Raw genomic sequence first — 23,137 nt, 5'->3', positions numbered from 1 at the left:
CAACCATCTCTAAGCAGCGTAACCACAACCGTTGCCACTGGTGGTTGGTAGGGATGGAACCAGCTGTGTCGACGGTGTAGGCTAGCGTTTTTAGCTAGCCTACACCGTGGGACGAGCTTGAAGACTTGGTGATTTGCCAAGGCTTCAAGTCGAGGTGCCAGCCCGTACCTCAGGCTGGCACCGGTCCCCACAGCAGGTGGAATCCCTGCCGGCCACCAGCATACGTTTACAATGTCGTGTGTTTAGCCAACCAAGGTGCCATCCGGCGAGTCAACAGGATAAAGAGAACCCCCAAGACGACCCCTTTAATCAGATTAAACGGAATAACTCCCAGCAAGACCAGCTTGCTAACGGGCAAACCAATCGAAATGTTTAAGACCTTTAAGTATAGCGGCGTAATGACCAACCAATTACCTAATGACAGGACCACGGTCAAGCTCAGTGTCCCCAGAACCACGGCCAAAATTTGGCGGGTCAACGACGGATCCCGTCGTTTCAGCACCAAACTAATGGGTACGATTAACGCTAAATCAGCAATAAACGCTGTCATCACACCAATTAAGTTAACAACATCCATACCAGTTGTCACAAAGTACAGTAGCTCTTTAACTGCGGCAATCAGGATAGCACCACCCAGACCAAAGACACTCATACCAATCAGCACGACCAGATCACTCAGATCAAGCTTCATATATGGCACGATAGGCACGATGGGCAACGCCACAAACATTAGAACGTAGGAAATACCAGCGAATAACGCCATTTCCACCATTGCCCGCACACTCAAACCACTACGACTATTTTCCATAACTCTTGTTCCTCCTTGCGGCCATCTTTCGCGGTGTGCCCATAGAAAAAGGCCCCACCACAGAAGGGCGAGACCTTGGAGTTTACGCCAAAAAGGATACGCAAAAAGCAATGTCTCATCTTCTGCATACCAGACTTTACTGTCGGTTTCGGAGTTACACCGAATCAACCGCTTGCGCGGGTCGCGGACTTTACCGCCGGTCGGGAATTACACCCTGCCCTGAAGATGAACCTAAATTTTATTACAAGTTAAATATACTAACTTTTAGGAAGTCTGTCAATGAAAAAGCTTACATCAGCCCAGTTGCCTGTTTGAGTTCTTTGACCTCTTCTGGTTTCAGCAACCGAGCTTCCCCGGCGTTGAGCCCCTTTAACGTCAAATTACCATACTTTTCCCGCTTGAGCTTTTCAACCGGATAGCCAACTGCTTCCAACATTTTCTTCACTTGATGATTTTTACCTTCGTGAATAATCAGTTGCACGATTGAAGACTTCTTCTTCGGGTCACTGCTTAGCAACTTGGTCTTGGCTGGCGCGTACACTTCTCCATCCACGGTGATTCCTTGACGGAGTTGCCGCATAGCATCGTTCGTTGGCGTTCCCGTAACTCGAGCCACATAGGTCTTTTCGACTTCGTACTTAGGGTGGGTCAACCGGTTAGCCAGTTCACCATCATTGGTTAACAACAGTAACCCAGCCGTGTCGTAGTCCAACCGACCCACTGGGTAGATGCGTTGTGGAACATCCTCAATGAGATCCACCACGGTTCGGCGACCCTTTTCATCATTGGCCGTTGAAATAACTGCCCGGGGCTTATATAGCATGACGTAGACTGGTGCCTCCGTCGTGACCGGCACACCATCAACCAGGATCTTATCGTGAACGCCGACCTTGGTTCCTAGCTCGGTGACCACGGTGCCGTTAACCTTCACCCGACCGCTCATGATCAACTTTTCTGACTGTCGACGTGAGGCTACCCCGTCGTGGGCTAAAACTTTTTGTAGTCGTTCCATTAACTTTCATCTCCTGATTGATTTAATTGCTGATTAAAGGCTTGCAGGAATAAATCCCCATCGTCAGCAGTGTCACCCGGTGTGGCTGCCGCTGGTAAGGGCGGCAGTTCGTCTAAAGTTGCCAACCCAAAGTAATCCAAAAAATATGCGCTCGTCCGGTACACCTTCGGGCGCCCGGGTTCATCCAAGCGGCCAGCATCTTCAATCAACTGCCGCAGCACTAATTTCTGTACGGTCGATGAGCTCTGGACGCCCCGAATCTCATCAATTTCGATGCGGGTGATTGGCTGCCGGTACGCAATGATTGCCAACACTTCTAAGGACGCCGGCGAAAGGTTCGTACTGAGCGGATTCTCAAAGTAGTGTTTAATGACCTCGCCGGCGGCCGCCTTGGTCACCAACCGGTAAGTGGTATCATTGACCATTAACTCCAGAGCAGAATCCGTATCCGCCGCGTATTTCTCGGCTAAGCGCTCCAAACTGGCCAAAATGGCGGGTCGTAATAACCCCGTAGCCGCTGCTAAATCAGCTACGGTAATGCCCTCGTCACCACTGACGAACAGGAGGCTTTCAATCTGTGCTAGGGGTGACATCTGGTGCATAACTTCCTTCCATTTTTAAAAATCCAACCTGAAGCGGTGCCACGCGGCTAACCTGTTGTAACTGCACTTGCCTTTGACGAGCCAATTCTAAGACTGCCAAGAAGGTCGTCACGACCTCCTCTAAGGCCGGTACCCCCGCCAATAATGTCTCAAAGTTAACGGGATGTTTGGCTCGCTGTAAGCGCGTCAAAACGGTCGCCATCTGGGCCTTGATCGTAAAATGTTCTTGATGAATATTTTGGGTCACCGGCTTCGCAATCATCGCCCGGTGAACGAGTTTAGCGAGGGCCGCCTGCAGATCACTGGTCTGAATTCCCGGAGCAACCGACATCGTCACCGATTCCGGTACGGCCATTGCCGGTCGCGTAAAGTGTTCCTGCCGGGCAATGGCCCGCTTCTTCAGTTCCTGGGCAGCTTGCTTATAGCGTTGATACTCCAACAGCTGATTGACCAAATCTTCCCGGGGGTCCTCACTAGCATCTTCGTCAATGGGGTCCACGGTCGTTGGTTTTGGCAATAGCATTTTCGCCTTAATGGCCATCAAATTAGCCGCCATCACAAAGTATTCACCGGCAATATCCAACCGTAGTTCCTGCATTTGATGCAAGTAAGTTAGATACTGACTGGTAATCGTCGTGATGCGAATATCATAGATATCCATTTCATTGGTTTTAATTAGGTGTAACAACAAGTCTAACGGTCCTTCAAAATCACTGACCTGAATCAGCGGTTGACCGTTCTCTGTGGCTTTGTCCATGGTAAAACTCCCATTTTGCAATAATCTTGGCTGTCGTTAGGGTTCCCATCAACCGCCTATCTGGCGCCGTGGTGGCTAACTCATCTAGCATCTGCCAGGTATTTCGCGTCAACTGCTTATCCGGCATCAACGTAATCAACCGGACGACTAGGTAGTCCCCCTGCACTTCCGCACCCAGGGCCCCCGCAAAGTCGTCGTGCTCGTCCTTCCAGAGATAAAGGTTCCGGTCATCGCCGGCCTGGTACCATGCCAATTCGTTTTGCAACCGGTCCCAGTCCTTAAAATTCGGCAACAGGCTCAACATGCCCATCGCAATTTTTTGATAATCGCTCCGATATTTAAGTAACATGGTCCCCCTCCGTTCCAATTATCTTCATACCTTACCACACCCTGGCCGTAACGACTAGGCGCGTGGATGATACGCATCATAAACGTTCAGTAACCTTTTTTTAGAAATGTGCGTATAAATCTGGGTGGTCGTGATATCCGCGTGGCCCAGTAATTCTTGAACCACCCGCAGATCCGCACCATTCTCCAAAATATGCGTGGCAAAAGAGTGCCGCAGTGTGTGCGGCGTGACATCCTTTTGAATATCAGCCAACGCCACGTACTGCTTAATTTTCTGCCAAATGGACTGCCGTGAAAGGCCCCCACCATGCGCATTTAGAAACAAATACGGACTCGTACGCTGTTTCAATAGGACTGGTCGACTGTGCGTCAAATACTGGTTAATCCAATCACTAGCCACGTCACCAATGGGAATGATCCGTTCCTTATCACCCTTTCCCAAGGTTTGAATCAACCCCATCTCCAGGTGCAAGTCAGCCAATTTCAAATGGACCAGCTCACTGACCCGGAGCCCAGTAGCGTACATAACTTCCAGAATGGCCCGATCACGCAACCCGTACTTGTTGCCAGTATCCGGTGCCGCCAGCAAACGGTCGACCTCGGCCACCGTCAGCACAGCTGGTAAATGCTGGGCGTGTTTAGGTGCCGCCACGTTTGCCAGCGGATTATCCGTCAGCTGGTGGGTCTGGACCAAGTACCGATAAAACTTACGTAGAGCCGATACCGCGTGAATCACCGAATTACGAGACTTGCCACTGGCGGTCAGCGCACTCAAGTATGCCATGACCTGGAGCCGGTCTACCCGTTTAAAATCGGTGACTTTTTTTGGCGTTAAATACTGTGCGAAATTTCGTAGTTCCTGCGTATAGCTCGTGACTGAATTTTCGGCAAGCCCCTGTTCGACCCGTAGGTAGTGGGCAAAGTCCGCCGCCTGATTCTCCAGCTCAGTCATCTAACGCGCCTCCTAGTCAGTCGTCGATTCATCTTCTTCAGCGACCAACCACAATTGACCATCGTGTTGCGTAATTTTCCGAGCTTTCAGGAGGTGACCAATGGCTCGCTTGAACTGCCCCTTACTAATACCAAAGTAAGCCTTAATAGCAGCTGGATCACTCTTGTCGCTGAATTCCAAATGACCGTCTTCACTATGTTCCAACGCAGCCAACAACATTGCCGCGTCATCATCAATAGCTTCATAGGTTCGTGGACGTAAGGACAGGTTCAACGTGCCATCTTCGTGCACACCAATGACCCGGGCGTGTAATTCTTCACCTAAGCGTGGTTCCTTTTCTCGTTCGGATGGGTGAATGAAGCCCAATTCATTATTCTCAGTCATAACTCGAGTACCAACTAATTTCAACTGGTAAGCGGTAGCAACCACGTTGGCATTTTGCATGTGTTTTTTAGCTGGTTGTGCGATGGCTTGGTAAATTTCACCGTCAGCCAACACCCCCCAGAGGCGCTGCTTAGCATCCTCACGCAAAGCAATCATTAACCGGTCGCCCTGTTGAGGCCACAGTTCCATGATGTCTGGGAGGTCATCCAGAGAAACAACGATGTCCTTGTTAGGTAAACCGATGTTGACGAAGACCCCCAAGGTCCGTTGACTTCGTACGACAGTCCCCATGCCATAGTGGTCGACCTGGACGGCCGGGGCGTCCCGGGTAATCTGCATGTCATGATCTTCATTCTCATAGGCAAACCCTTTAAAGGTTGAGCCTAACTTCAATGGTTTCTTAATTTCATATTTGTCCAGCCGAAAGGTCGTCCCGGCAACCTGGACGTAGTAATCTTTTTCGTTTTCATCGGTAACTTTTCCCGCGATGATGCGGCCTAATAGTTCTTCCATAATCTCCTCAATTCTACTGGTTTCCCAGTCTACCGTTCAAAAGTGTCTACCCCTTATTTTACACGGAAACCGTCCAACTAGCGAGCTTTAATCCCACTAAAATCCGAAAGAATTATTGGTTAAAATAATGATAGTAAATTCAGTAAAATATTGCACTCTGGTGGTCAGGGACAGGACCGCTGTGGGGACGTTTCAGCCCAGGCTCGGGCTTCTCGCTCGATTTCAAGCCACGAGCCCCCATGTCTTGAACTTCGCCCATGGCCTAAGCTAGCACAAAATGCTAGCTAACGCCATTTTCACGGCTGGTCCCGCCCCTGACCGCCTCCGGCTTTGACCATATGTTTCTGGCATCATTGGGGTACCCCAACGTAAATTTGGTTGGACGTCCTTTTAAACTATTGCTTCAAAAAAGTTCTCATTCGTCATCCATGATAAGGACACAAATTACCAGATACTTCTGTCCACCATTTTCCGTTCTACAGTCGCCCACCCACGACACCAAATAATAATTATCGCATACTAAGAGCTAGGGCATGACGCACCAACGCAAAGTACACTGCATCGCAGATAATTTCTAATTTCAAAGACGTTTGAAGCAATACTTTTACTCGTTTTCACCGACAGCAATCAACAGTCGTTAACCGCCATAGCCACAAGTCTGAAAACTAATGCTAAAGTTATCGACAATGTCAGTGACCAGAGATGGGGCGGCATCAATCGGCTGTGTCGATGCTCTTAGCTGGGAACCAGCTTAGAGCATGGGACGAGCTTTAAGACTTGTGTTTTTCAAGGCTTAAAGTCGAGCCGGAGGACCGCTTCTCAGGCCGCAGGCGGTCCCCATAGCTGATTGATGCCGCCCCATCGTCGGAAACGGCAATCGTTGAGTCTTTAATACCTGTGTTTTTCGAGACTTAAAGTCGAACCGGAGGACCGCTTCTCAGGCCGCAGGCGGTCCCCATAGCTGATTGATGCCGCCCCATCGTCGGAAACGACAATCGCCGTAATTTTCAAAAATTTCCGAATTTAGTGCAGCAAAAAACGGGCCCCCGACAGAGGGTCCGTTTTTAATAACAGGTTTATCTCAAATTAAAGCGCGTTGGAAGCACCGTGGTAAACGATACCGCGACGTGAGTCAACGGTGATCAATTCGCCATCGGAGATCTTGTCACTGGCACCAGTAGCACCAACGATAACAGGAATCCCCATGGAAATCCCAACAACCGCTGCGTGAGAAGTCAACCCACCGTTTTCAACGATAACGGCGCTAGACTTTTCAATAGCTGGCAAGTAGTCTTTGTCAGTGTTCTTGGCAATCAAGATACCACCTTCAACGACTTTAGCATTTGCATCAGCGGCAGTGTTAGCAATGATTGCTTTACCAATCACAGTGTCGTCACCGACGCCTTGGCCTTGAACCAACTTTGAACCGATCAATTGGATCTTCATCAAGTTAGTCGTTCCACGTTCGCCAACTGGCACACCAGCGGTGATTAAGATTAAGTCGCCTTCCTTAGCTAAGCCCGTTTCAACGGCCTTGGCTGCAGCCAGATCAAACATTTCATCAGTGTTTGAAGGCTTTTCGGTAACGATTGGGTAAACACCCCAGTTGACCATCAAACCACGACGGGTCCGGTCGTCAAAGGTAACAGCTAAGATATCAGCATTTGGCCGGTACTTAGAAATCATCTTGGCAGTGTAGCCACTTTCAGTTGCAGCAACGATGGTCTTAACGCCCAATTCGTTTGCAACCCGAGCAACGGAAGCACCGATTGATTCAGTAACGTCACCGTTGTCGAAGTTCAAGTTGTCACGACCAAAGTCCTTCAAAGCATTTTCAGCTTTGATGTCGATCCGGTTCATCGTAGCAACGGATTCTACTGGGTATTCACCGTTAGCACTTTCACCAGAAAGCATGGTTGCGTCAGTACCATCAAAGACAGCGTTGGCAACGTCAGAAGCTTCGGCACGCGTAGGACGTGGGTTTTCTTGCATAGAGTCTAACATTTGGGTAGCCGTGATAACTGGCTTACCTAAGAAGTTACACTTCTTGATCAAAGCTTTTTGTACCAAAGGTACGTTTTCCGTTGGAATTTCAACACCCATGTCACCACGAGCAACCATCAAACCATCGGAAACCTTGATGATATCATCAAAGTTGTTGATACCTTCTTGGGATTCGATCTTAGGGAAGATTTGCACGTGTTCCATGTGCTTTTCTTCAAGAAGTTCACGGATGTCCATAACATCTTGAGGCTTCCGAACGAATGAAGCAGCGATGAAGTTGATTTCATGATCCAAACCAAAACGAATATCATCGGAGTCCTTTTCAGTGATCCCAGGTAAGTTGATGGAAACGCCGGGAGCGTTAACACCCTTACGGGAACCCAGAACACCATCGTTTTGAGCAACAACAACTAATTCCTTAGCTGCGTCATCCTTACTTTCAACAACTGAGTCCAGTAAACCATCATCGAATAAGACGTGGCCACCTTCGTTAACATCATCGAATAAACCAGGGTAAGTAACAGCAATCTTTTCCTTGGTTCCTTCAAGTGAGGCGTCCATTGAAATACGGAATTTGTCGCCAGTATTGAATTGGAGCTTACCGCCCTTTTCAACAGTGGTCCGGATTTCAGCACCCTTAGTATCCAACATGATACCAACGGTCTTACCAGTGATCTTTTCAGCCTTGTGGACGTTTTCCAAACGGCCCAAGTGTTCTTCATGGTCACCATGTGAGAAGTTGAACCGGAAGATGTTGGCGCCTGATTCAATCAACTTAACAATCGTATCAACGTCAGTACTTGCGGGGCCAAGGGTACTTACGATCTTGGTTTTCTTCATTAGAAAAATCTCTCCTTTAGAATTGGCACGAACGGCTCGGCAATTTTAAACAAAATTAACGGGCCGAAACATTCGGCACAAATTTGTTTCCAAAATTATTCTATCACTTTTGAAATTTATTGTCGCCTTTGTTTACCGAATTTTCGCCCGATTGTACACAAATTCTCAAAGTAAACGTTTTCACCGTCGTGACGGGCCTCATGATACTTAAAAACCTACTGATTATATAATCGGCAGGTTATCAAGTGAATAATTTTTAATTTACTTTAAGACGTCAGCTTCGACTGGAATCGTGAAACCTAATTCGGCAATATCTTGATCAAACGTTTTCACTGTGTCCACGGAAACGGTCAAGGCATCCTTACCAAACTTGTTTAACTTGCCCAAAATCTTGGGTGGCACAGTAATGATGTCACAGCCAGTTTGATCAGCCTGAACGATGTTAAAGGCTTCCCGGGTGCTGGCCCACAGTAACTCGACGTTTTCCTTGGTATGGCAGAGGTCTGCTGATTGCCGCATCAGTGGCAATGGATCAACGCCAGTATCAGCAATCCGCCCAGCAAAGACGGAAACGATGCCGCCCACAGCTTCATCTAAGCTAGCAACGGCTAACTTCACTTGGTCTAACGTGGTAATCGCTGTCACGTTCACCCGCACACCCGCAGCTGAGAGCTCACTGATCACATCGCCATTGTCTTCTCCGTTGGCCCGGATAACTGGAATCTTAACGGCCACGTGATTACCGAGTGACGAAAGTAATTTGGCTTCAGCTAACATACGTTCTGGCGTATTGCCAAAAACTTCGAAACTAATCGATTGGTCTGGGAAGGTCGCAACTGCCTCCTTCGCGAATGACAGGTAATCGGTAATTCCCGCCGCCTTCATCAAACTAGGATTCGTAGTGAACCCTTCAACGAGCCCCTTAGCAGCTACAGCCTTCATTGCGGATAATTCGGCACCATCTGAATATACTTTTACGGATAATTGCATGAAAAAATACCTCCCGAAATATTTGTTATCAATCATTGGTATAAGCATACTAAAGCCTACACAAATAGTCCAGAGGTATTTTTCACAAAATTGGTCTATCCATTCTTAAAAACAACATTACCACTGCCCATCAATTCTTCTAGGGTACTAACCAGCGTTGCATCCCCCACTAACCACTGATTCCGCGGTAAGACCCGCTTTTGGTCCGTTTGGGGTTGGTAGACAATCACCGGCACATCCCCGTGATGGGTGGTCAAAAATTGGCCTAATTTCGCCGCAATAGTCCGTTCGTCGTGTTGGGCATCTACCCGAACAAACCACCGGGCCCCAGTCGGCAACTTAGGTGCCAGCTGGGCTTGCATGGTCTCCGCTAACGAGATCTGGTCCGCCACAATCTGCAACCCTCGTTGCTGTTCGACCTTGCCCTTAACGACGATGACTTGATCGGTCTTCAACCACTCACTGGCCTGCCGATACTGATTGGGAAAGACCGTGATGCTTACATCGGCCGTCTCATCACTCGCCGTCAGAAAGGCCATCGGTTCACCCCGTTTGGTCCGAATCGTCCGAATCTTGGTCACGTAGACCACTACCGCGACCCGCGCATTCTCCGCTAGTTCGGTGACGGAAACCGCGTGGATTTTCGCCGCTAAGGCCTGGTACTGAGCAACCGGATGACCGGATAGATAGGCTCCGAGCACGGCTTCTTCCTGCGTTAACTTTGTCATCAATTCGAGGTCTGGTAATGGTTTGACCTTCGGCGCTAACGCCGCAAAAAGCTCCACGTTATCCCCAGACAGCTCCACGCTACTGATAAACTCCGGTAACGCCGCCAACAGCTCCGCGCGGTTGTGACCAAAACCATCAAATGCACCCGCATAGACCAGTGCGTTTAACAAGTCCGCCTTCCGATACTTACCATCGATTCGTTGTAGAAACTGGTGAAGGTCGCGGTACGGACCATTCTCATGCCGGTCGGCTAAGACCTCTCTGAGAAAGTCCTTCCGTACCCCTTTGATACTGCTCAAGCCAAAGATGATGTCTGACCCTTGCAAATTAAAGTAAGCCGTCGACCGATTAATGTCTGGTGGTTGAATGCCGACGCCGTGGCGCTTGGCTTCTGTCAGGTACATCTTTGTCTTGACTGGCACGTTGACCACCGAATTTAAGAGCGCCGCGTAGAAAGGTCCCGGATAGTGGGCCTTCAGGTACGCTAATTGAAAGGCCAACTTACTATAAGCCACGGCATGGGACCGGTTAAAACCGTAGTTCGCAAACCGATCGATATAGGCAAAGACCTTTTGGGCTACGGCCTCGTCATAGCCCAATTGACGGGCTCCGCTGACAAATTTCTTTTGCATGGCATCCATGGTCTGTTTCTTTTTCTTACTCATCGCCCGCCGCAGCAAGTCGGCTTCCCCCAGCGTGAAGCCCCCCATGACGGAGGCAACCTGCATGACCTGTTCTTGATAGACTAGGACACCGTACGTCGGTCCCAGGATAGGAGCCAACGCATCAGCTGGATAAGTGACCGGTTCCTGACCGTGTTTCCGTCGAATAAAACTATCAATGTTTTCCATGGGACCCGGTCGGTACAGGGCATTAACGGCAGCCACTAGTTCAAAGCTATCCGGCTGAAGCTGTCGCAGTACGCGTTTGATTCCCGAAGATTCAAACTGAAAGACACCGTTTGTCTCGCCCTGGGCAAAGAGCTTGAGGGTGGCCGCATCATTTAAATCAATTTGATTGATATCGAGCGCCTGCCCCGTCTGTTTTCTAACCAACGCCAACGCATTTGCTAAAATGCTGAGGTTCCGCAGGCCTAGGAAGTCCATCTTGAGCAGACCCACCGCTTCCACGGTGTCCTTGGGATACTGCGTCATCAAGAGGTCTTCACTCCCCGGCTGTAGGGGCACGAGATCAGTCAATGGCCCCTGACTCAACACAATCCCCGCCGCATGGGTTGAGTAATGACGGGGCAAGCCCTCTAGCTTCTGGGCTGTCGCAAACAGCAACTGATTCTTGGAACTATCCGCTACCAGGTTGCGCAGTTTCTGAGACTGGTCGTAGGCCGCTTGCAAAGTAATGTGTAATTGATTGGGAATCGCCGCACTCCAATCGCTCAACGTATATGGTGGCATCCCCAGGACCCGTCCAACGTCACGCAACGCCGCCTTAGTTGCCAACGTCCCAAAGGTAATGATCTGCGCCACCCGGGAATGACCGTACTTATCATGAACGTACTGCAAAACCTGTTCCCGTTTATCATCCGGAATATCCAAATCGATATCGGGCATCTGGGCCCGTTCCTCGTTCAAGAAACGTTCAAATAACAGGTTATACGCTAACGGATCAACCTCGGTAATCGCTAACACGTATGCCACCAACGAACCCGCCGCGGACCCCCGCCCTGGACCCGTTTGAATGTGAGCGCGGTGGGCGTAATTCATGACGTCCCAGATAATGAGAAAATAGTCGTCAAACCCCATCCGGTGAATGACCCCTAGTTCTCGTTCTAAGCGTTGCTGATAGGACTTAGGGGCAGTAATCCCGTCTGCCTGTAACCGTCGCTGCAGCCCCTGTTGACAGAGCTCACGCAAATAATCTTGTGAGGGCTGGTGGTTAGGTGTCGGGTACTCGGGCAATTGCGGTTGCTTAAATTGTAACGTCACGTGACTCTTGGCAGCTAGGTCGGCCGTGGCTTGAACCGCTGTTTGCAGTCCGGCCGCATTGAACTGCTCCGCCTGTTCCTGAGCTGGACGTAACCAATGCTCACCCATTTTCTGTTGTTCATCCTCGGGGTCACTAATTGTGGCACCAGCATCGATGGCCCGTAAGACCGTCACGGCAAAGTGATCATCGGCATTAAGGTAATCTACGGGCGCTAACGCAACTAATGCCGCCTGAGCGTTCGTGGCCACCCGTTGTAACGCTGCCTGCAAGGGCGCATCGGCACGCGCCCCGATTCCCACTGCTAAAGCACCCACGTGCCAATCTTGAAACTGCTGTAAGACCCGACTAGCCGCCGTCTCATCCCCAGCCACTAGGAGTTGATGGGCCTCACTGTCTAAGGGCGCAATCACACTGAGATGACTCAGATTAGCCACCTGTTCGTGCAGATCAACGGCCCCCTGGGCCACCTGATAAGCCGTCGACAACTGCATCAACTGCTGATACCCGGTAAAGTCTTGGGCGATGAACAACCACTCCTGATCTTCCTCAGTACCACTCAGACTCTGAGTAGTCAAGGACAGTCCGAGTAAGGGCTGAATTCCCACTCGTTGACAGGCATTATAGAAGGCAACTTCCCCGTACATCACGTTCTTATCCGTCAACGCTAACGCCGTATAACCGCGATCTTTCGCCGTTTCTACCAGTTGGTCGATACGGTTCGTGCTCTGTAATAAGCTATAAGTACTCAGAACCTGTAACGGAACAAACATGGTCAATTCTCCTCTCTGTACATCTCATTATCGCTATTATACCAGAAAAAGGGGGGATTTTATCCGCGCTGAACATTTGTTCGCTAGCGGTTAAACCCACTTTCTTGGATAATCAGGTCACTACTTTTAAACTGTGGTGCTGGCTGCTTTCGGCTGACCAAGCGGGCGCCAACCACGACTGGGCCAAATTAGAGTCATAGCCCTTTGTGGCAGACTCTGCGTACAAGCCCGGTTACCATCCCTTTATGCTCCAGTAAAAAAGAGCCCAGCGCTAGGCCAGACTCTTTCGGACAGCTTCAATTTTGATTAATCCTTAGCCGGTTTTACTTGGGGCTGATGGGTAAACGTCAACTGGTCGTCCACCACATCAATGGTAATCAGACTATCTGCCGGAATCTTCCCCGCAATCAATTCTTTCGCCAGTGGCGTTTCCACGTGCGTGGTAATGAAACGTTGTAGTGGTCGTGCCCCAAAGGCTGGCAGGTATCCCTTCTGGGCGATCCAGGCCTGAGCAGCTGACGTACTGGTTAAGTCTAGTGACTGTTCGTGAAGCCGCATGGCCAGATGACCGATCAATTTGATCACAATTTGTTGCACGTCGGCTAACGTCAGGGGCGTAAACATAATTGTTTCATCGATTCGATTCAAGAACTCTGGCCGGAAATGACTCTGTAAGAGCTGGGCCACTTGTTGCTGAGCCTCCGGTTGAATGTTACCCTGCTCGTCGGTCCCTTTCAACAGGATGTCCGATCCCAGGTTAGAAGTCATGATCAAGATGGTGTTCTTGAAGTCCACGGTCCGACCCTGACTATCGGTCAAGCGGCCATCATCCAAGACTTGGAGCAGCAGATTAAAGACGTCCGGATGAGCTTTCTCAACTTCATCAAACAACACGATGGTGTACGGGTTCCGCCGGACGGCCTCGGTCAGTTGGCCACCTTCCTCGTAACCCACGTAACCGGGAGCGGCCCCGACTAACCGTGAAACGGATTCCTTTTCCATATATTCAGACATATCAATACGGACCATGTGATCTTCACTATCAAACAGGTTCGCCGCTAACGCTTTGGCTAGTTCGGTCTTCCCGACCCCGGTTGGCCCCAGGAAGAGGAACGAACCCAGTGGTTTCGTCGGGTCCTGTAACCCCGCTCGGGAACGCAGAACGGCATCAGCCACTGCCGAAACGGCTTGGTCCTGACCCACGACCCGGTCATGTAACCGGTCGGCGAGCTTCAATAGTTTTTCCCGTTCACCCTGCACCAGCTTGGTGACGGGGATGCCAGTCATGCGACTGACTACCGCGGCAATCTCATTTTCCGTGACGGATTCCGAAACTAACCAATCCTGCTGGTGCTCTTCTTGTTGTTCCATGGCAGCCAATTCCTTTTCCAACTTAGGAATCGTCCCATGTTGCAATTCAGCCGCCTTATTCAGGTCGTACTGGGCCTCGGCATTCTCTAAGTCCCGCTTAGCTGTATCCAGCTCCGTCTTCTTGTCACCGACACGCTTAATGGCCGTCTTTTCTTGGTTCCACCGCGCACTCAGCTGATCGACCTTCTCCTTGGTGTTGGCGAGGTCCTTCTGCAATTCGGTCAGGCGTTCCTTAGAAGCATCGTCCGTTTCTTGCTTCAGCGCGGTCTGTTCGACCTGCATCCGCATCAATTGTCGCCGAGCCTGATCCAGTTCTGTGGGGGCCGAATTCATTTCCACCCGAATAGAAGCGGAGGCCTCGTCGACCAAGTCAATTGCCTTATCGGGCAGAAAACGGTCCGTCAAGTAGCGGTCGGACAGTTTAGCCGCCGCAATCAACGCATTGTCGTGAATCTTGACCCCGTGGTGAATTTCAAAGCGTTCACGCAAGCCCCGTAAGATGGTGACGGTATCGTCAACGCTGGGTTCGTTGACCAGTACCCGCTGGAACCGCCGCGCGAGGGCCTTGTCCTTTTCCAAATACTCGCGGTACTCGTCTAAAGTCGTCGCCCCGATCAAATGCAGTTCGCCCCGAGCCAGCATTGGCTTCAAGAGGTTCCCAGCATCCATACTACCTTCGGCCTTACCGGCCCCTACAATGTTATGAATCTCATCAATAAACATGATGATCTGGCCGTCACTCTTGGTGACTTCCTTCAAGACGGCTTTCAGCCGTTCCTCAAACTCTCCACGGTACTTGGCACCCGCAATCAGTGAACCCATATCCAGGGAAAAAATTGTCTTATCCTTCAGGTTGTCGGGCACATCCCCCCGCACGATCCGTTGGGCCAGTCCTTCGACGATCGCCGTCTTACCAACTCCGGCTTCCCCGATCAACACAGGATTGTTTTTAGTCTTCCGTGAGAGGATGCGAATCACCGAAAGAATCTCGTCATCCCGACCAATGATGGGATCAATCTTCCCACTGCGCATGGCCTTGACCAGGTCAGTCCCGTACTTCTCCAGGGCCTGGTACTGATCTTCCTGGTTCTTCGAGGTGACGCGTTCGCCGCCTCGTAACTTATCCACGGCGTTGCGCACCATCTGTTCAGTAATTCCCTGGCTCTTCAGGTAATCCGTCAGGTTCTCACCACCCAGCTTCATCAGCGCAATAACGACAACATCGATTGCCATAAACTCATCGTGGTAGCGTTCACGAATGCTGTCGGCTTTCTGTAAGAGATCGGTCAGGTTACGGGAAAATTCTTGGCCATACTGGACACCACTACCGGAGACGGTACTGATCCCATCCAATTCCCGATCTAACTCACTGTCTAAGGCATTGATGTCCACACCAGCGTTAGATAAGATTTCACGACCAAGTTCTCCGGGTTGGACCAAGTATTTAAATAGATGGGCGACCGTGACTGCTTGGTGCTTACGCGTCATCGCAATGCGTTGGGCCTCACCTAAGGCCGCGGTTAAGGCCTCCGTCATTTTATCTGGATTCATGCAAACTCCTCCTCAATTAAAATTAGCAAATTTAAGTGGGTCTAAAAAAGAGGCCACCCTTAGGCTAACCTCCATTTTTCACTCATATTCTAACTGATATTGGCCGAAAATCAAAATAATTTGACCAATTTTGACTAATTAAATTAAGCCTGTTGTTCTGCAAGTTGCGCAATCTTGATCACCACGTCGGTTGCTTGTTCCATAGTTTGTTCGGAAACGTACTCGAAGCGGCCGTGCATGTTCTCACCACCGGCAAACAGGTTAGGCGTGGGCAAGCCCATGAAGGAAATCTTAGAACCATCAGTGCCCCCACGAACAGGGAAAATCAGTGGCTTAATATTCAAGTCTTCCATAGCTTCCTTAGCCAGGTCGACCACCGTCATGTCCTTCTCAATCACTTCACGCATGTTGTAGTACTGGTCCTTAATGGTGACGTGGACCCGGTCAGAACCGTATTGTTGGTTCAACTGGTCGGCAACCCCTTGGAACAGTTTCTTCCGGTCTTCGAAGATGGCCCGGTCGTGGTCCCGAATGATGTAACTCAGATGAGCCGTATCAACGGTCCCGTTCATGCTGTACAGGTGGAAGAAACCCTCGCGACCCTCGGTGTTTTCTGGCCGATCATGTTCTGGCAAAGCGGCGTGGAAATCCATGGCCACCTGCGAAGCATTGACCATGACGCCCTTGGCTTCGGCCGGGTGCACGTTCGTCCCGGTAACTTCTACCTGAGCATCGGCGGCGTTAAAGGTTTCGTATTCCAACTGACCTAACGGACCACCATCGACGGTGTACGCAATGTCCGCCCCAAAGTCAGCAACGTCAAAGTTGTCAGCACCGGTACCGATCTCTTCATCGGGTCCCAGGCCAACTTCGATTTCGCCGTGCTTGATTTCTGGATGAGCCAACAGATATTCCATGGCCGCCATAATTTCAGCAACCCCGGACTTGTCATCGGCTCCCAGCAAGGTGCTCCCGTCTGACGTAATCAGAGTGTGGCCCCGGTAGTTCTTCAGGTTAGGGAAAACGGCTGGATCTAGCGTGTACTTCCCGGCAGCGTCCAGCTTAATGACAGACTTGCCGTCGTAGTTTTCAACGATTTGTGGCTCAATGTTTTCACTATTGAAATCAGCCGTATCAAAGTGGGAAATGAACCCCAACTTCTTGACCTGCTTGTCGGTGTTGGCCGGCAAGGTCGCGTAGACGTAAGCGGATTGCGCGTTGATGTGAACATTCTCTAACCCAATGGCCGCTAAATCCTTAACCAGGCCCTCAGCGAACGCCGTCAAACGGGGCGTTGAGGGAACCGTGGTCGAGCTAGGGTCAGACCGCGTATTGATCTTGACGTATTTCAAGAAACGGGGAATCAAGTTTTCATACTTTGCCAAAATAAATCACTCCTCAATCAAATTCGATACTAATTTTAGTTTACCCGTTTTCAAAATTAAATAAAAGTAAACGGGTCAGTGTTTAATTGTGAGGCCACCACGGTAATTGGCCACTGGTTTTCAGCCGCCCAGTCCTGAAAGAGCTGAGTCAGATGTGACTTACAGATACTTTCGATGTGATGACCGGGATCAATGACATTCAATCCCGCCGCAATCATGTCGTGGCCAGGATGATACGAGATATCCCCGGTCACGTAAACATCGGCTCCGTGGTCGATGGCTGCCTGATAGAACGGGCCACCACTGCCACCAAGGACGGCAACGCGCTTCACCTCGGCGTTGGGCGTGTGACTGATCAGCCGCAATCCGGGGACGTTGAAAACCGCCTTGCAGTGTTCAGCAAACGCCATGACCGTTGTCGGTTCCGCAAGGTCACCCACGCGACCCATGGTAATGGCCGGCGTGGCGGTGCTACCGCCACTGGGCACCAACCCACTAACATTTTGCAGGTCAAGCGCTGCAGCCAGCCAATCGTTCATGCCACCTGGAGCACTATCTAAGTTGGTATGCGCGCCGTAGACCGTGATGTCGTGTTTTAATAGCGTCGCGTACATCTGATTCTGCGGTACAGCCAGGTCCAAATTCTTTGCCGGATGGAAGACCATGGGATGGTGAGCAAAGATAAAGTCCGCTCCCACCTGAATCGCCTCTTCAACCACCTCAGGCCGGACGTCCAGGGTGACCAGTACCTTGTGAACTTCAGCGTCAAGACTACCGAGTTGCAGGCCAACGGGATCACCGGGTTCCGCCCACGTCTTCGGAGCAAACTTTTCAAACCGATCAACTAACTCACGCACCAACACGTTGCAAGACCTCCTCGATTTCACTGATTTTCGTGTGTAATTCTGCGACCTTCGCTGCAGGAACCGCCTTCGCCGATTGAACCTGTTGCAGCACTTCTTTGGTACGACTCAGCTCCCGTTGCCATTTGGCAATGAAGGTTGCATTGTGGGCTGCCAACAAGTACGGCCCGAACCGCAGTTGTTCCTCAGTATATTGCTCAAGATGGTCGGCGCGGTCAGCCACCAGGATTTCATAATCGTGACCGTCTTCACTCACGATTTCTTCTGTTTGAAGCTGAAAACCGTGGGTCATCAGGAACGTGCGGAGCGTCATTTCCCCTACGTTAGGTTGTAAAATCAACCGGTTAACCCCGGCCAAGCGGTCGAAGTCCTGTGTCAAAATTTGAGTGATCAACGCACCACCCATCCCCGCAATAACGACTGTGTCGATGTTATCACCGGGCTCCATGGCTTTTAACCCGTTTGCCAGCCGGGCGGTAATCTTGTCGGTCAGCTGAGTCTGTTCAATTTCGTGTTGGGCATTCTTAAAGGGACCGGGTACAACCTCGCCAGCGACCCCGCCGGCGATGACGCCGCGCTTAGCTAAATTAACGGGTAAATAGGCGTGATCCGTGCCGATATCAGCGATGCGGCTCCCCGGTAATACGTATTTGGCCACGGTAGCTAACCGGACCGAAAGATGATCTGCGTCCATAGAATGACTCTTCCTTTCTACTGTTGGTGCTGACTGGCAATGCTACCCGCCAACACACGTCTCATCTCTCAAGTATAAGGCACTCAGCAACAATTGAATAGCGGGAAATTCTGGCAGTGTGCTACATGGGTGATCACCATACTGAATCGATTGCGTTCCGGTGGCCAAGGATTGAGCCTCTGTGGGGACGCTTCAGACTGGAAGAACACCAGTCTTATCGCTCGCTTTGAAGCCACGAAAATCCCATGTCTCCAAAGTCGTCCGTGCTGTAAGCTGGAAATTCACCAGCAAGCACCACCTTCACGGCTGGCTCCATCCCTGACCGCCTCCGGCTCTGATTGTGGTCTATCATGATCTCTGCCTTTGCGAGCCAATCTGGTAAAAGATTTTGTAGCTAGCCTTTTAAACTTCTCACTCTTCCGATCTAAAACGACTAAATTCAGGTTGTGGCATTAAGTGGCTTATATCATTACGAAAAAAGATACCAGCGTACCCACATTTGTGCATGGAATACGCTGGTATCTTAAGTTAGTACGCATTTACTAAACTGAAAACTAGTGACGTTGTACCCACTGCCTAATAATACACCGGCATGGACCACATAAATCCATCATAGCCGAAGGTTGCTGGAAAGCCGTCAGCAGCGAAAGTGTTCGTGGCTCGGAACTACCGAGTGACTAAAACTTCACTTCCGCCGTCGTGAGGGTGTTTCTTGTCCAGAATCAGTGTCATTGACCGGCGCATCTCGCATATTGGAATAAGGATACGGGTACGTGATCTTCATGACAGCTGGCATCACGATTGGTAACAGGATGACCAGCAAGATGATCCCAATGATGACAGCTAACGCAATCTGAATCAGCGTCATGACCCCAGACGGAATCAGAGCAGCAAACGTCCCACTCAGGATAATCCCTGCAGAAATGACAACCGTCCCAATCACCGTGGCCGCCCGCAACATCTTATCACTGGTTGCGCCCGGCTCATGTAGGAACTCACGATACTTTCGCATCAGGAAGATCGAGTAATCAACCCCCAGTGAGATCAACATGACGAACGTGAAGAATGGTGTATTCCACGTCAACATGTCGGCGCCCAGAACTGGTTTGACCAACCAATGAACAATGGTCAAAGCCCCGGAGTATGCGACTAACAGAATTCCTTCGATCACAATTGGCTGAACCAGTGAGCGCGTAACCACCATCAATGCGATAAAGATTCCGGCTAACATGATAATAACCGTCCGCGTAAAGTCGCTGGAAGCCATGTCGTTGATGTCGTTGGTCTGTGAGGTATTCCCCCCAAAGGCAATCTTGGCACCACTCAAACTCGTACCGGCCAGTGACCCGTTAACGACCTTTTCCAATTTCGGCAACCGCGCCATCGCAGCAGCGGAACTTGGATCATCATTTAGGACCACCGTCAGCTTGGTGAGCTTCCTGTTAGGCGACATATAAGTCGTTAGTGCTGGTTTAAACGAACTCCCATGTAACTGCTTCGTTGGCATGTAGAACGTCTTGGTAGCAGCGGACTTTTGCAACCCTTTCAGGTAGGTGTTAGCAGTACCGACCCCACCGGAGACTTGCGTCAAACCAGTCGTTGCTGAACCTAAGCCCTTGCGCAGTGCCGTCAATTGCTTACTCATCGCAGCTAACTTCTCCGCCATCGTTTGGTTCCCACTGGCCACTTGATTGGCCCCGGAAACCAGCGAAGGCATCTTCCCGTTGATGGTAAACATGGCACTGGACAACTGACTCGTTGCACTCGCTAGCTGACTACTCTGTGAACCAGCTGCTTGTAAAGCTGTTTGCGCCCCTGGTAAGACCACGTTCGATTTTTGCGCCAATGTGGCCACCGCGGTCTGTAGTTGATTGGTTGAACTTTGCAGGTTGGTCAGCTGACTAGCAACACTCTGATCCGCAGCGCCAATGGACGTGGCGTCCGACTTGATCTTTGGCAAAGCCGTGCTCAACGCTGACTTCAAAGCACTTTGCGCCGTCGATTGCTGCTGCAGCAACCCAGCTAATACTTTCTTCTGTTCTGCAGACAGTGGCACCCCGTTAGAACTGAAGGCACTGGCCACCGTACTCGTGCTCATGGTTGGCAAATTAGCCGTCGCACTCTGCAGAGTTGCCAGTTGCTTGCCAATGTCTTGAGTGCTGGTCTTGATAGTCGTCAGCGAACTCGTAACCCCACTGGTGCTGGCCGAATTACCTGAGACTTGCTGGTTTAATTGTTGAATGGCGTTGTTCAGCTGTGGCAAAGCCGCTTCCAGCTGAGCAAGTTGGGCCGCCTGTTTGCCACCAGACGCCGAAGACACTTGGCTGTTCAAGGAATTGACCCCAGTTGAAACTTGGGAGATAGCAGACTGTAACTGGTTCGTTCCGGTGCTGACCTGTTTAGCCCCACTGGCCAACTTATTAGCGTCCTGAACTGTCCCCGAAACATTTTGCTTGCTCAATTGGTTATCAGCAGACTTCAGTCCCTTGTTGACCTGGTCGACACCCTTTTGGGCTTTGACTAAACCACTCGTAACTGAACTCATTTGATTCCTGACGTACAGTTCTTTGATGACCTTCCCACCAGGTTGCGTCACCGAAGCTACCGTCTTGACTCCGTCGGAAGCCTGTAGTTGCTTCGTTAACCGATCGATCAGGAGCAGGGACTTTTCGTTGTCTAATTTATGATCACTCTGAATATAAATGGTGGTTGGTTCAGCAGTTCCCTTGGAGAAATGCTGTTGCACCACCTTAAACCCTTGCTTGGCGGGAACATTGTCCCCAATTTCCACCAAGTTGTCAAAGTCCAACGTCCCGTGAGACGACAGGGCTAACGGAATAAACACGATGCCGGTGACAATCAACGTGATAATGGGCCGGATCATAGCGTGTTTGGCCATGCCGTGCCACAGACGACTGTCACCCTCACCGGAGAACTTCTTGATTGGCCAGAACATCTTGCGACCACAGATAACCATGAAGAATGGGTTCAGCGTCAGGAGTACGGCCAATAGCACCACGACCCCAACGGCAATACCCACCGCTGACTTGTAAAGTGAAAAATTGGCAAAACCCAGCACACTCATCCCGATTAAGACGGATAGACCGGAATACAGAACGGTCCGACCACCAATTTTAATGGCTTCTTTCGTGGCCGTATACCGATCTTTTCCTTTGGCTAAGCGCTCGCGGAACTCATTATAAAGCAGGATATTGTAGTCGGTCCCAATCCCAAACAGCACAATGACGATGAAGACTTCCGTGAAGTTGGAGAACGGAAAGTTGAACCGGTCAACCAGGTTAGCCACCACAGAAATTGACGTGATTACGGAGACCCCGACGGTCAACAATGAGAATAACGGGGTAACTGGCGAACGGAAGACCAACCACAACACTAGAAAAATGAAGATAGCAGCAATGATTTCGGTCTTTTGGACTCCGGCCTGCGTGGCGTCGGAGAAGTCTTGGTTCAAGACGTCAGCCCCGGTGACGTAGGTTTTTACGCCACTGGTCTGGGCCAAGTTAGTAATTTCTGAGCGCACCTTCGTAATTGAATGGCTGGACGATTTATGCACGTTCAGTTGGAGTAGTTGGGTACTCTTATCCTTTGAAATCAGTTGTGACGCAGCGGTGGAACTATCACTCGCAGCGGTCACTGACCGAATTTCATACTGATCTTCGTGGTTCTTGATTCGTTGAATCGTGTTCTCAATCTGGGTGTTCTGCGCATTGGTTAACGCAGAATCACCATTGCTAAAAACGACCACGACGGCAGTGGTACCGCGTTGGGAACGACCCCACTGCTTTTGCATATTGGTTGCACGCGTACTTTGATAGCTGCTGGGAACCGTAATCTGTCCCTTATCAGCCACCAATTTGCTCATGTTGGGAATCGTCACGACGGCCAAGAGGACAATGACCAGCCAGCCGATAACGTTCCAGATGTAGTGCTTATTCATCCAGCGCAAGGGAAAACCTCCTAAAACAATTCTCTTAATTTTATGAACGACTGATTGAAACGGGCCTTGCTGATTGCTGATGTGAAGGGAGCTTGCCTATTTCAATCCTTCGTTAATTAAACTTACTTCTATTCTGTTGATTGGTGCAGGAGCCACTTAGTCCAATCGAGCTGCAGAGGTTGGTTCTCTGTGATCGGCAAGATCTCGCCGATGGTCAGTGTGGCTAACTGCTCGCGGTAGCGCTGTTCAGCCTCACCGAACACGGCAAGAACGTTGGCGACCGGTTGCTGATCCTTTAAGTCTTTTAACGCGTAAGTCTTCATAAAGGCTTCTTTTTGATCGAATCCAAAAACACGTTTGACTAATCCTGTGTTCCTAATGAACGGGTTGGCCCCTTCGATGGCGTCAAAGACGTCTAGTAAGGTAATCTTGTGGGGGTCGCGAGTTAACACAATTCCACCGTCCCGGCCGGAGACCGTTTTAACGATGTCGGCACCGGCCAATTTCTGGACGATTTTTTTCAAATAACTAGTGGAGATTCCCAGACGCTCCGCAACTAAACGGCTATGTAAGGGAATTTGGCGATCCTGAATCCCAAGTAACGCAACGATACAGAGCGCCTGCTCCAAACTTGGCTTGGCTTTCACAGTGCACCTCCTTTC

The 23,137-nt window shown here is 50.3% G+C and carries 16 protein-coding genes and 1 riboswitch; all 16 genes read right to left on the bottom strand.

All coding sequences use genetic code 11. The features are described 5' to 3' along the window. Positions 1-226: 226 nt before the first annotated feature. Positions 227-808: an ECF transporter S component gene (locus AB3Y94_RS02210; protein WP_367294934.1), complete on the bottom strand. Its 582-nt coding sequence runs from the start codon at positions 806-808 to the stop codon at positions 227-229. A gap of 113 nt (positions 809-921) precedes the next feature. Further along, positions 922-1,039: riboswitch (FMN riboswitch) on the bottom strand. A 58-nt stretch (positions 1,040-1,097) separates the two neighbouring features. Then, positions 1,098-1,820 (bottom strand): pseudouridine synthase, encoded by a 723-nt coding sequence (locus tag AB3Y94_RS02205; RefSeq protein ID WP_367294933.1) that lies wholly within the window; start codon positions 1,818-1,820, stop codon positions 1,098-1,100. Then, the gene (scpB, locus tag AB3Y94_RS02200) at positions 1,820-2,413 is read right to left on the bottom strand and encodes an SMC-Scp complex subunit ScpB (RefSeq protein ID WP_367294932.1); all 594 of its coding nucleotides are present in this window, start codon (positions 2,411-2,413) and stop codon (positions 1,820-1,822) included. The genes AB3Y94_RS02205 and scpB overlap by 1 nt, the downstream gene beginning before the upstream one ends. Further along, on the bottom strand, positions 2,391-3,179 hold the full coding sequence (locus tag AB3Y94_RS02195) for a ScpA family protein (RefSeq protein ID WP_367294931.1): 789 nt from the start codon (positions 3,177-3,179) through the stop codon (positions 2,391-2,393). The genes scpB and AB3Y94_RS02195 overlap by 23 nt, the downstream gene beginning before the upstream one ends. Continuing rightward, complete coding sequence (locus AB3Y94_RS02190; protein ID WP_367294930.1) at positions 3,133-3,528, bottom strand: N-acetyltransferase; 396 nt, start codon at positions 3,526-3,528, stop codon at positions 3,133-3,135. Before AB3Y94_RS02190 ends, AB3Y94_RS02195 begins: the two co-directional genes overlap by 47 nt. A gap of 54 nt (positions 3,529-3,582) precedes the next feature. Next, entirely contained in the window at positions 3,583-4,479 is an 897-nt protein-coding gene (gene xerD / locus AB3Y94_RS02185) for a site-specific tyrosine recombinase XerD (RefSeq protein ID WP_367294929.1), read from the bottom strand. A gap of 12 nt (positions 4,480-4,491) precedes the next feature. After that, positions 4,492-5,376: a S1 RNA-binding domain-containing protein gene (locus AB3Y94_RS02180; RefSeq protein ID WP_367294928.1), complete on the bottom strand. Its 885-nt coding sequence runs from the start codon at positions 5,374-5,376 to the stop codon at positions 4,492-4,494. A 1,086-nt stretch (positions 5,377-6,462) separates the two neighbouring features. Further along, positions 6,463-8,220, bottom strand: coding sequence for a pyruvate kinase (pyk, locus tag AB3Y94_RS02175; RefSeq protein WP_367294927.1), 1,758 nt, complete (start codon positions 8,218-8,220; stop codon positions 6,463-6,465). Between the two features lie 261 nt (positions 8,221-8,481). Then, entirely contained in the window at positions 8,482-9,210 is a 729-nt protein-coding gene (locus AB3Y94_RS02170) for a transaldolase (RefSeq protein WP_367294926.1), read from the bottom strand. 95 nt (positions 9,211-9,305) lie between these two features. Next, on the bottom strand, positions 9,306-12,653 hold the full coding sequence (gene dnaE / locus AB3Y94_RS02165; RefSeq protein WP_367294925.1) for a DNA polymerase III subunit alpha: 3,348 nt from the start codon (positions 12,651-12,653) through the stop codon (positions 9,306-9,308). 306 nt (positions 12,654-12,959) lie between these two features. Next, positions 12,960-15,575, bottom strand: a complete 2,616-nt coding sequence (clpB, locus tag AB3Y94_RS02160) for an ATP-dependent chaperone ClpB (RefSeq protein ID WP_367294924.1) — start codon at positions 15,573-15,575, stop codon at positions 12,960-12,962. Positions 15,576-15,718: 143 nt separating this feature from the next. Continuing rightward, entirely contained in the window at positions 15,719-16,960 is a 1,242-nt protein-coding gene (pepT, locus tag AB3Y94_RS02155; RefSeq protein ID WP_367294923.1) for a peptidase T, read from the bottom strand. A 56-nt stretch (positions 16,961-17,016) separates the two neighbouring features. Then, the gene (locus AB3Y94_RS02150) at positions 17,017-17,823 is read right to left on the bottom strand and encodes a Nif3-like dinuclear metal center hexameric protein (RefSeq protein ID WP_367294922.1); all 807 of its coding nucleotides are present in this window, start codon (positions 17,821-17,823) and stop codon (positions 17,017-17,019) included. Then, on the bottom strand, positions 17,810-18,517 hold the full coding sequence (locus AB3Y94_RS02145) for a tRNA (adenine(22)-N(1))-methyltransferase TrmK (RefSeq protein ID WP_367294921.1): 708 nt from the start codon (positions 18,515-18,517) through the stop codon (positions 17,810-17,812). Before AB3Y94_RS02145 ends, AB3Y94_RS02150 begins: the two co-directional genes overlap by 14 nt. Before the next feature lie 685 nt (positions 18,518-19,202). Beyond that, a complete protein-coding gene (locus tag AB3Y94_RS02140) occupies positions 19,203-22,475 on the bottom strand; it encodes an MMPL family transporter (RefSeq protein WP_367296468.1) in 3,273 nt (1,090 codons plus the stop codon). 128 nt (positions 22,476-22,603) lie between these two features. After that, positions 22,604-23,122 carry an Rrf2 family transcriptional regulator gene (locus tag AB3Y94_RS02135; RefSeq protein ID WP_367294920.1) on the bottom strand — a complete coding sequence of 173 codons (519 nt, stop codon included), beginning with the start codon at positions 23,120-23,122 and terminating at the stop codon, positions 22,604-22,606. Positions 23,123-23,137: the final 15 nt, after the last annotated feature.

Source organism: Levilactobacillus yonginensis, from assembly GCF_964065165.1.
Classification (GTDB): domain Bacteria; phylum Bacillota; class Bacilli; order Lactobacillales; family Lactobacillaceae; genus Levilactobacillus; species Levilactobacillus yonginensis_A.
Note: the sequence above shows the minus strand (reverse complement) of the source record. Positions and strands in the feature narration are given on the sequence as shown.

Excerpts from the sequence above, each read along its gene's own strand:
- AB3Y94_RS02210 (WP_367294934.1), bottom strand. The coding sequence starts at position 808 with ATGGAAAATAGTCGTAGTGGTTTGAGTGTGCGGGCAATGGTGGAAATG.
- pyk (WP_367294927.1), bottom strand. The coding sequence starts at position 8,220 with ATGAAGAAAACCAAGATCGTAAGTACCCTTGGCCCCGCAAGTACTGAC.
- AB3Y94_RS02195 (WP_367294931.1), bottom strand. The coding sequence starts at position 3,179 with ATGGACAAAGCCACAGAGAACGGTCAACCGCTGATTCAGGTCAGTGAT.
- AB3Y94_RS02140 (WP_367296468.1), bottom strand. The coding sequence starts at position 22,475 with ATGAATAAGCACTACATCTGGAACGTTATCGGCTGGCTGGTCATTGTC.
- AB3Y94_RS02180 (WP_367294928.1), bottom strand. The coding sequence starts at position 5,376 with ATGGAAGAACTATTAGGCCGCATCATCGCGGGAAAAGTTACCGATGAA.
- AB3Y94_RS02145 (WP_367294921.1), bottom strand. The coding sequence starts at position 18,517 with ATGGACGCAGATCATCTTTCGGTCCGGTTAGCTACCGTGGCCAAATAC.
- scpB (WP_367294932.1), bottom strand. The coding sequence starts at position 2,413 with ATGTCACCCCTAGCACAGATTGAAAGCCTCCTGTTCGTCAGTGGTGAC.
- dnaE (WP_367294925.1), bottom strand. The coding sequence starts at position 12,653 with ATGTTTGTTCCGTTACAGGTTCTGAGTACTTATAGCTTATTACAGAGC.
- AB3Y94_RS02170 (WP_367294926.1), bottom strand. The coding sequence starts at position 9,210 with ATGCAATTATCCGTAAAAGTATATTCAGATGGTGCCGAATTATCCGCA.
- AB3Y94_RS02205 (WP_367294933.1), bottom strand. The coding sequence starts at position 1,820 with ATGGAACGACTACAAAAAGTTTTAGCCCACGACGGGGTAGCCTCACGT.
- AB3Y94_RS02190 (WP_367294930.1), bottom strand. The coding sequence starts at position 3,528 with ATGTTACTTAAATATCGGAGCGATTATCAAAAAATTGCGATGGGCATG.
- clpB (WP_367294924.1), bottom strand. The coding sequence starts at position 15,575 with ATGAATCCAGATAAAATGACGGAGGCCTTAACCGCGGCCTTAGGTGAG.
- xerD (WP_367294929.1), bottom strand. The coding sequence starts at position 4,479 with ATGACTGAGCTGGAGAATCAGGCGGCGGACTTTGCCCACTACCTACGG.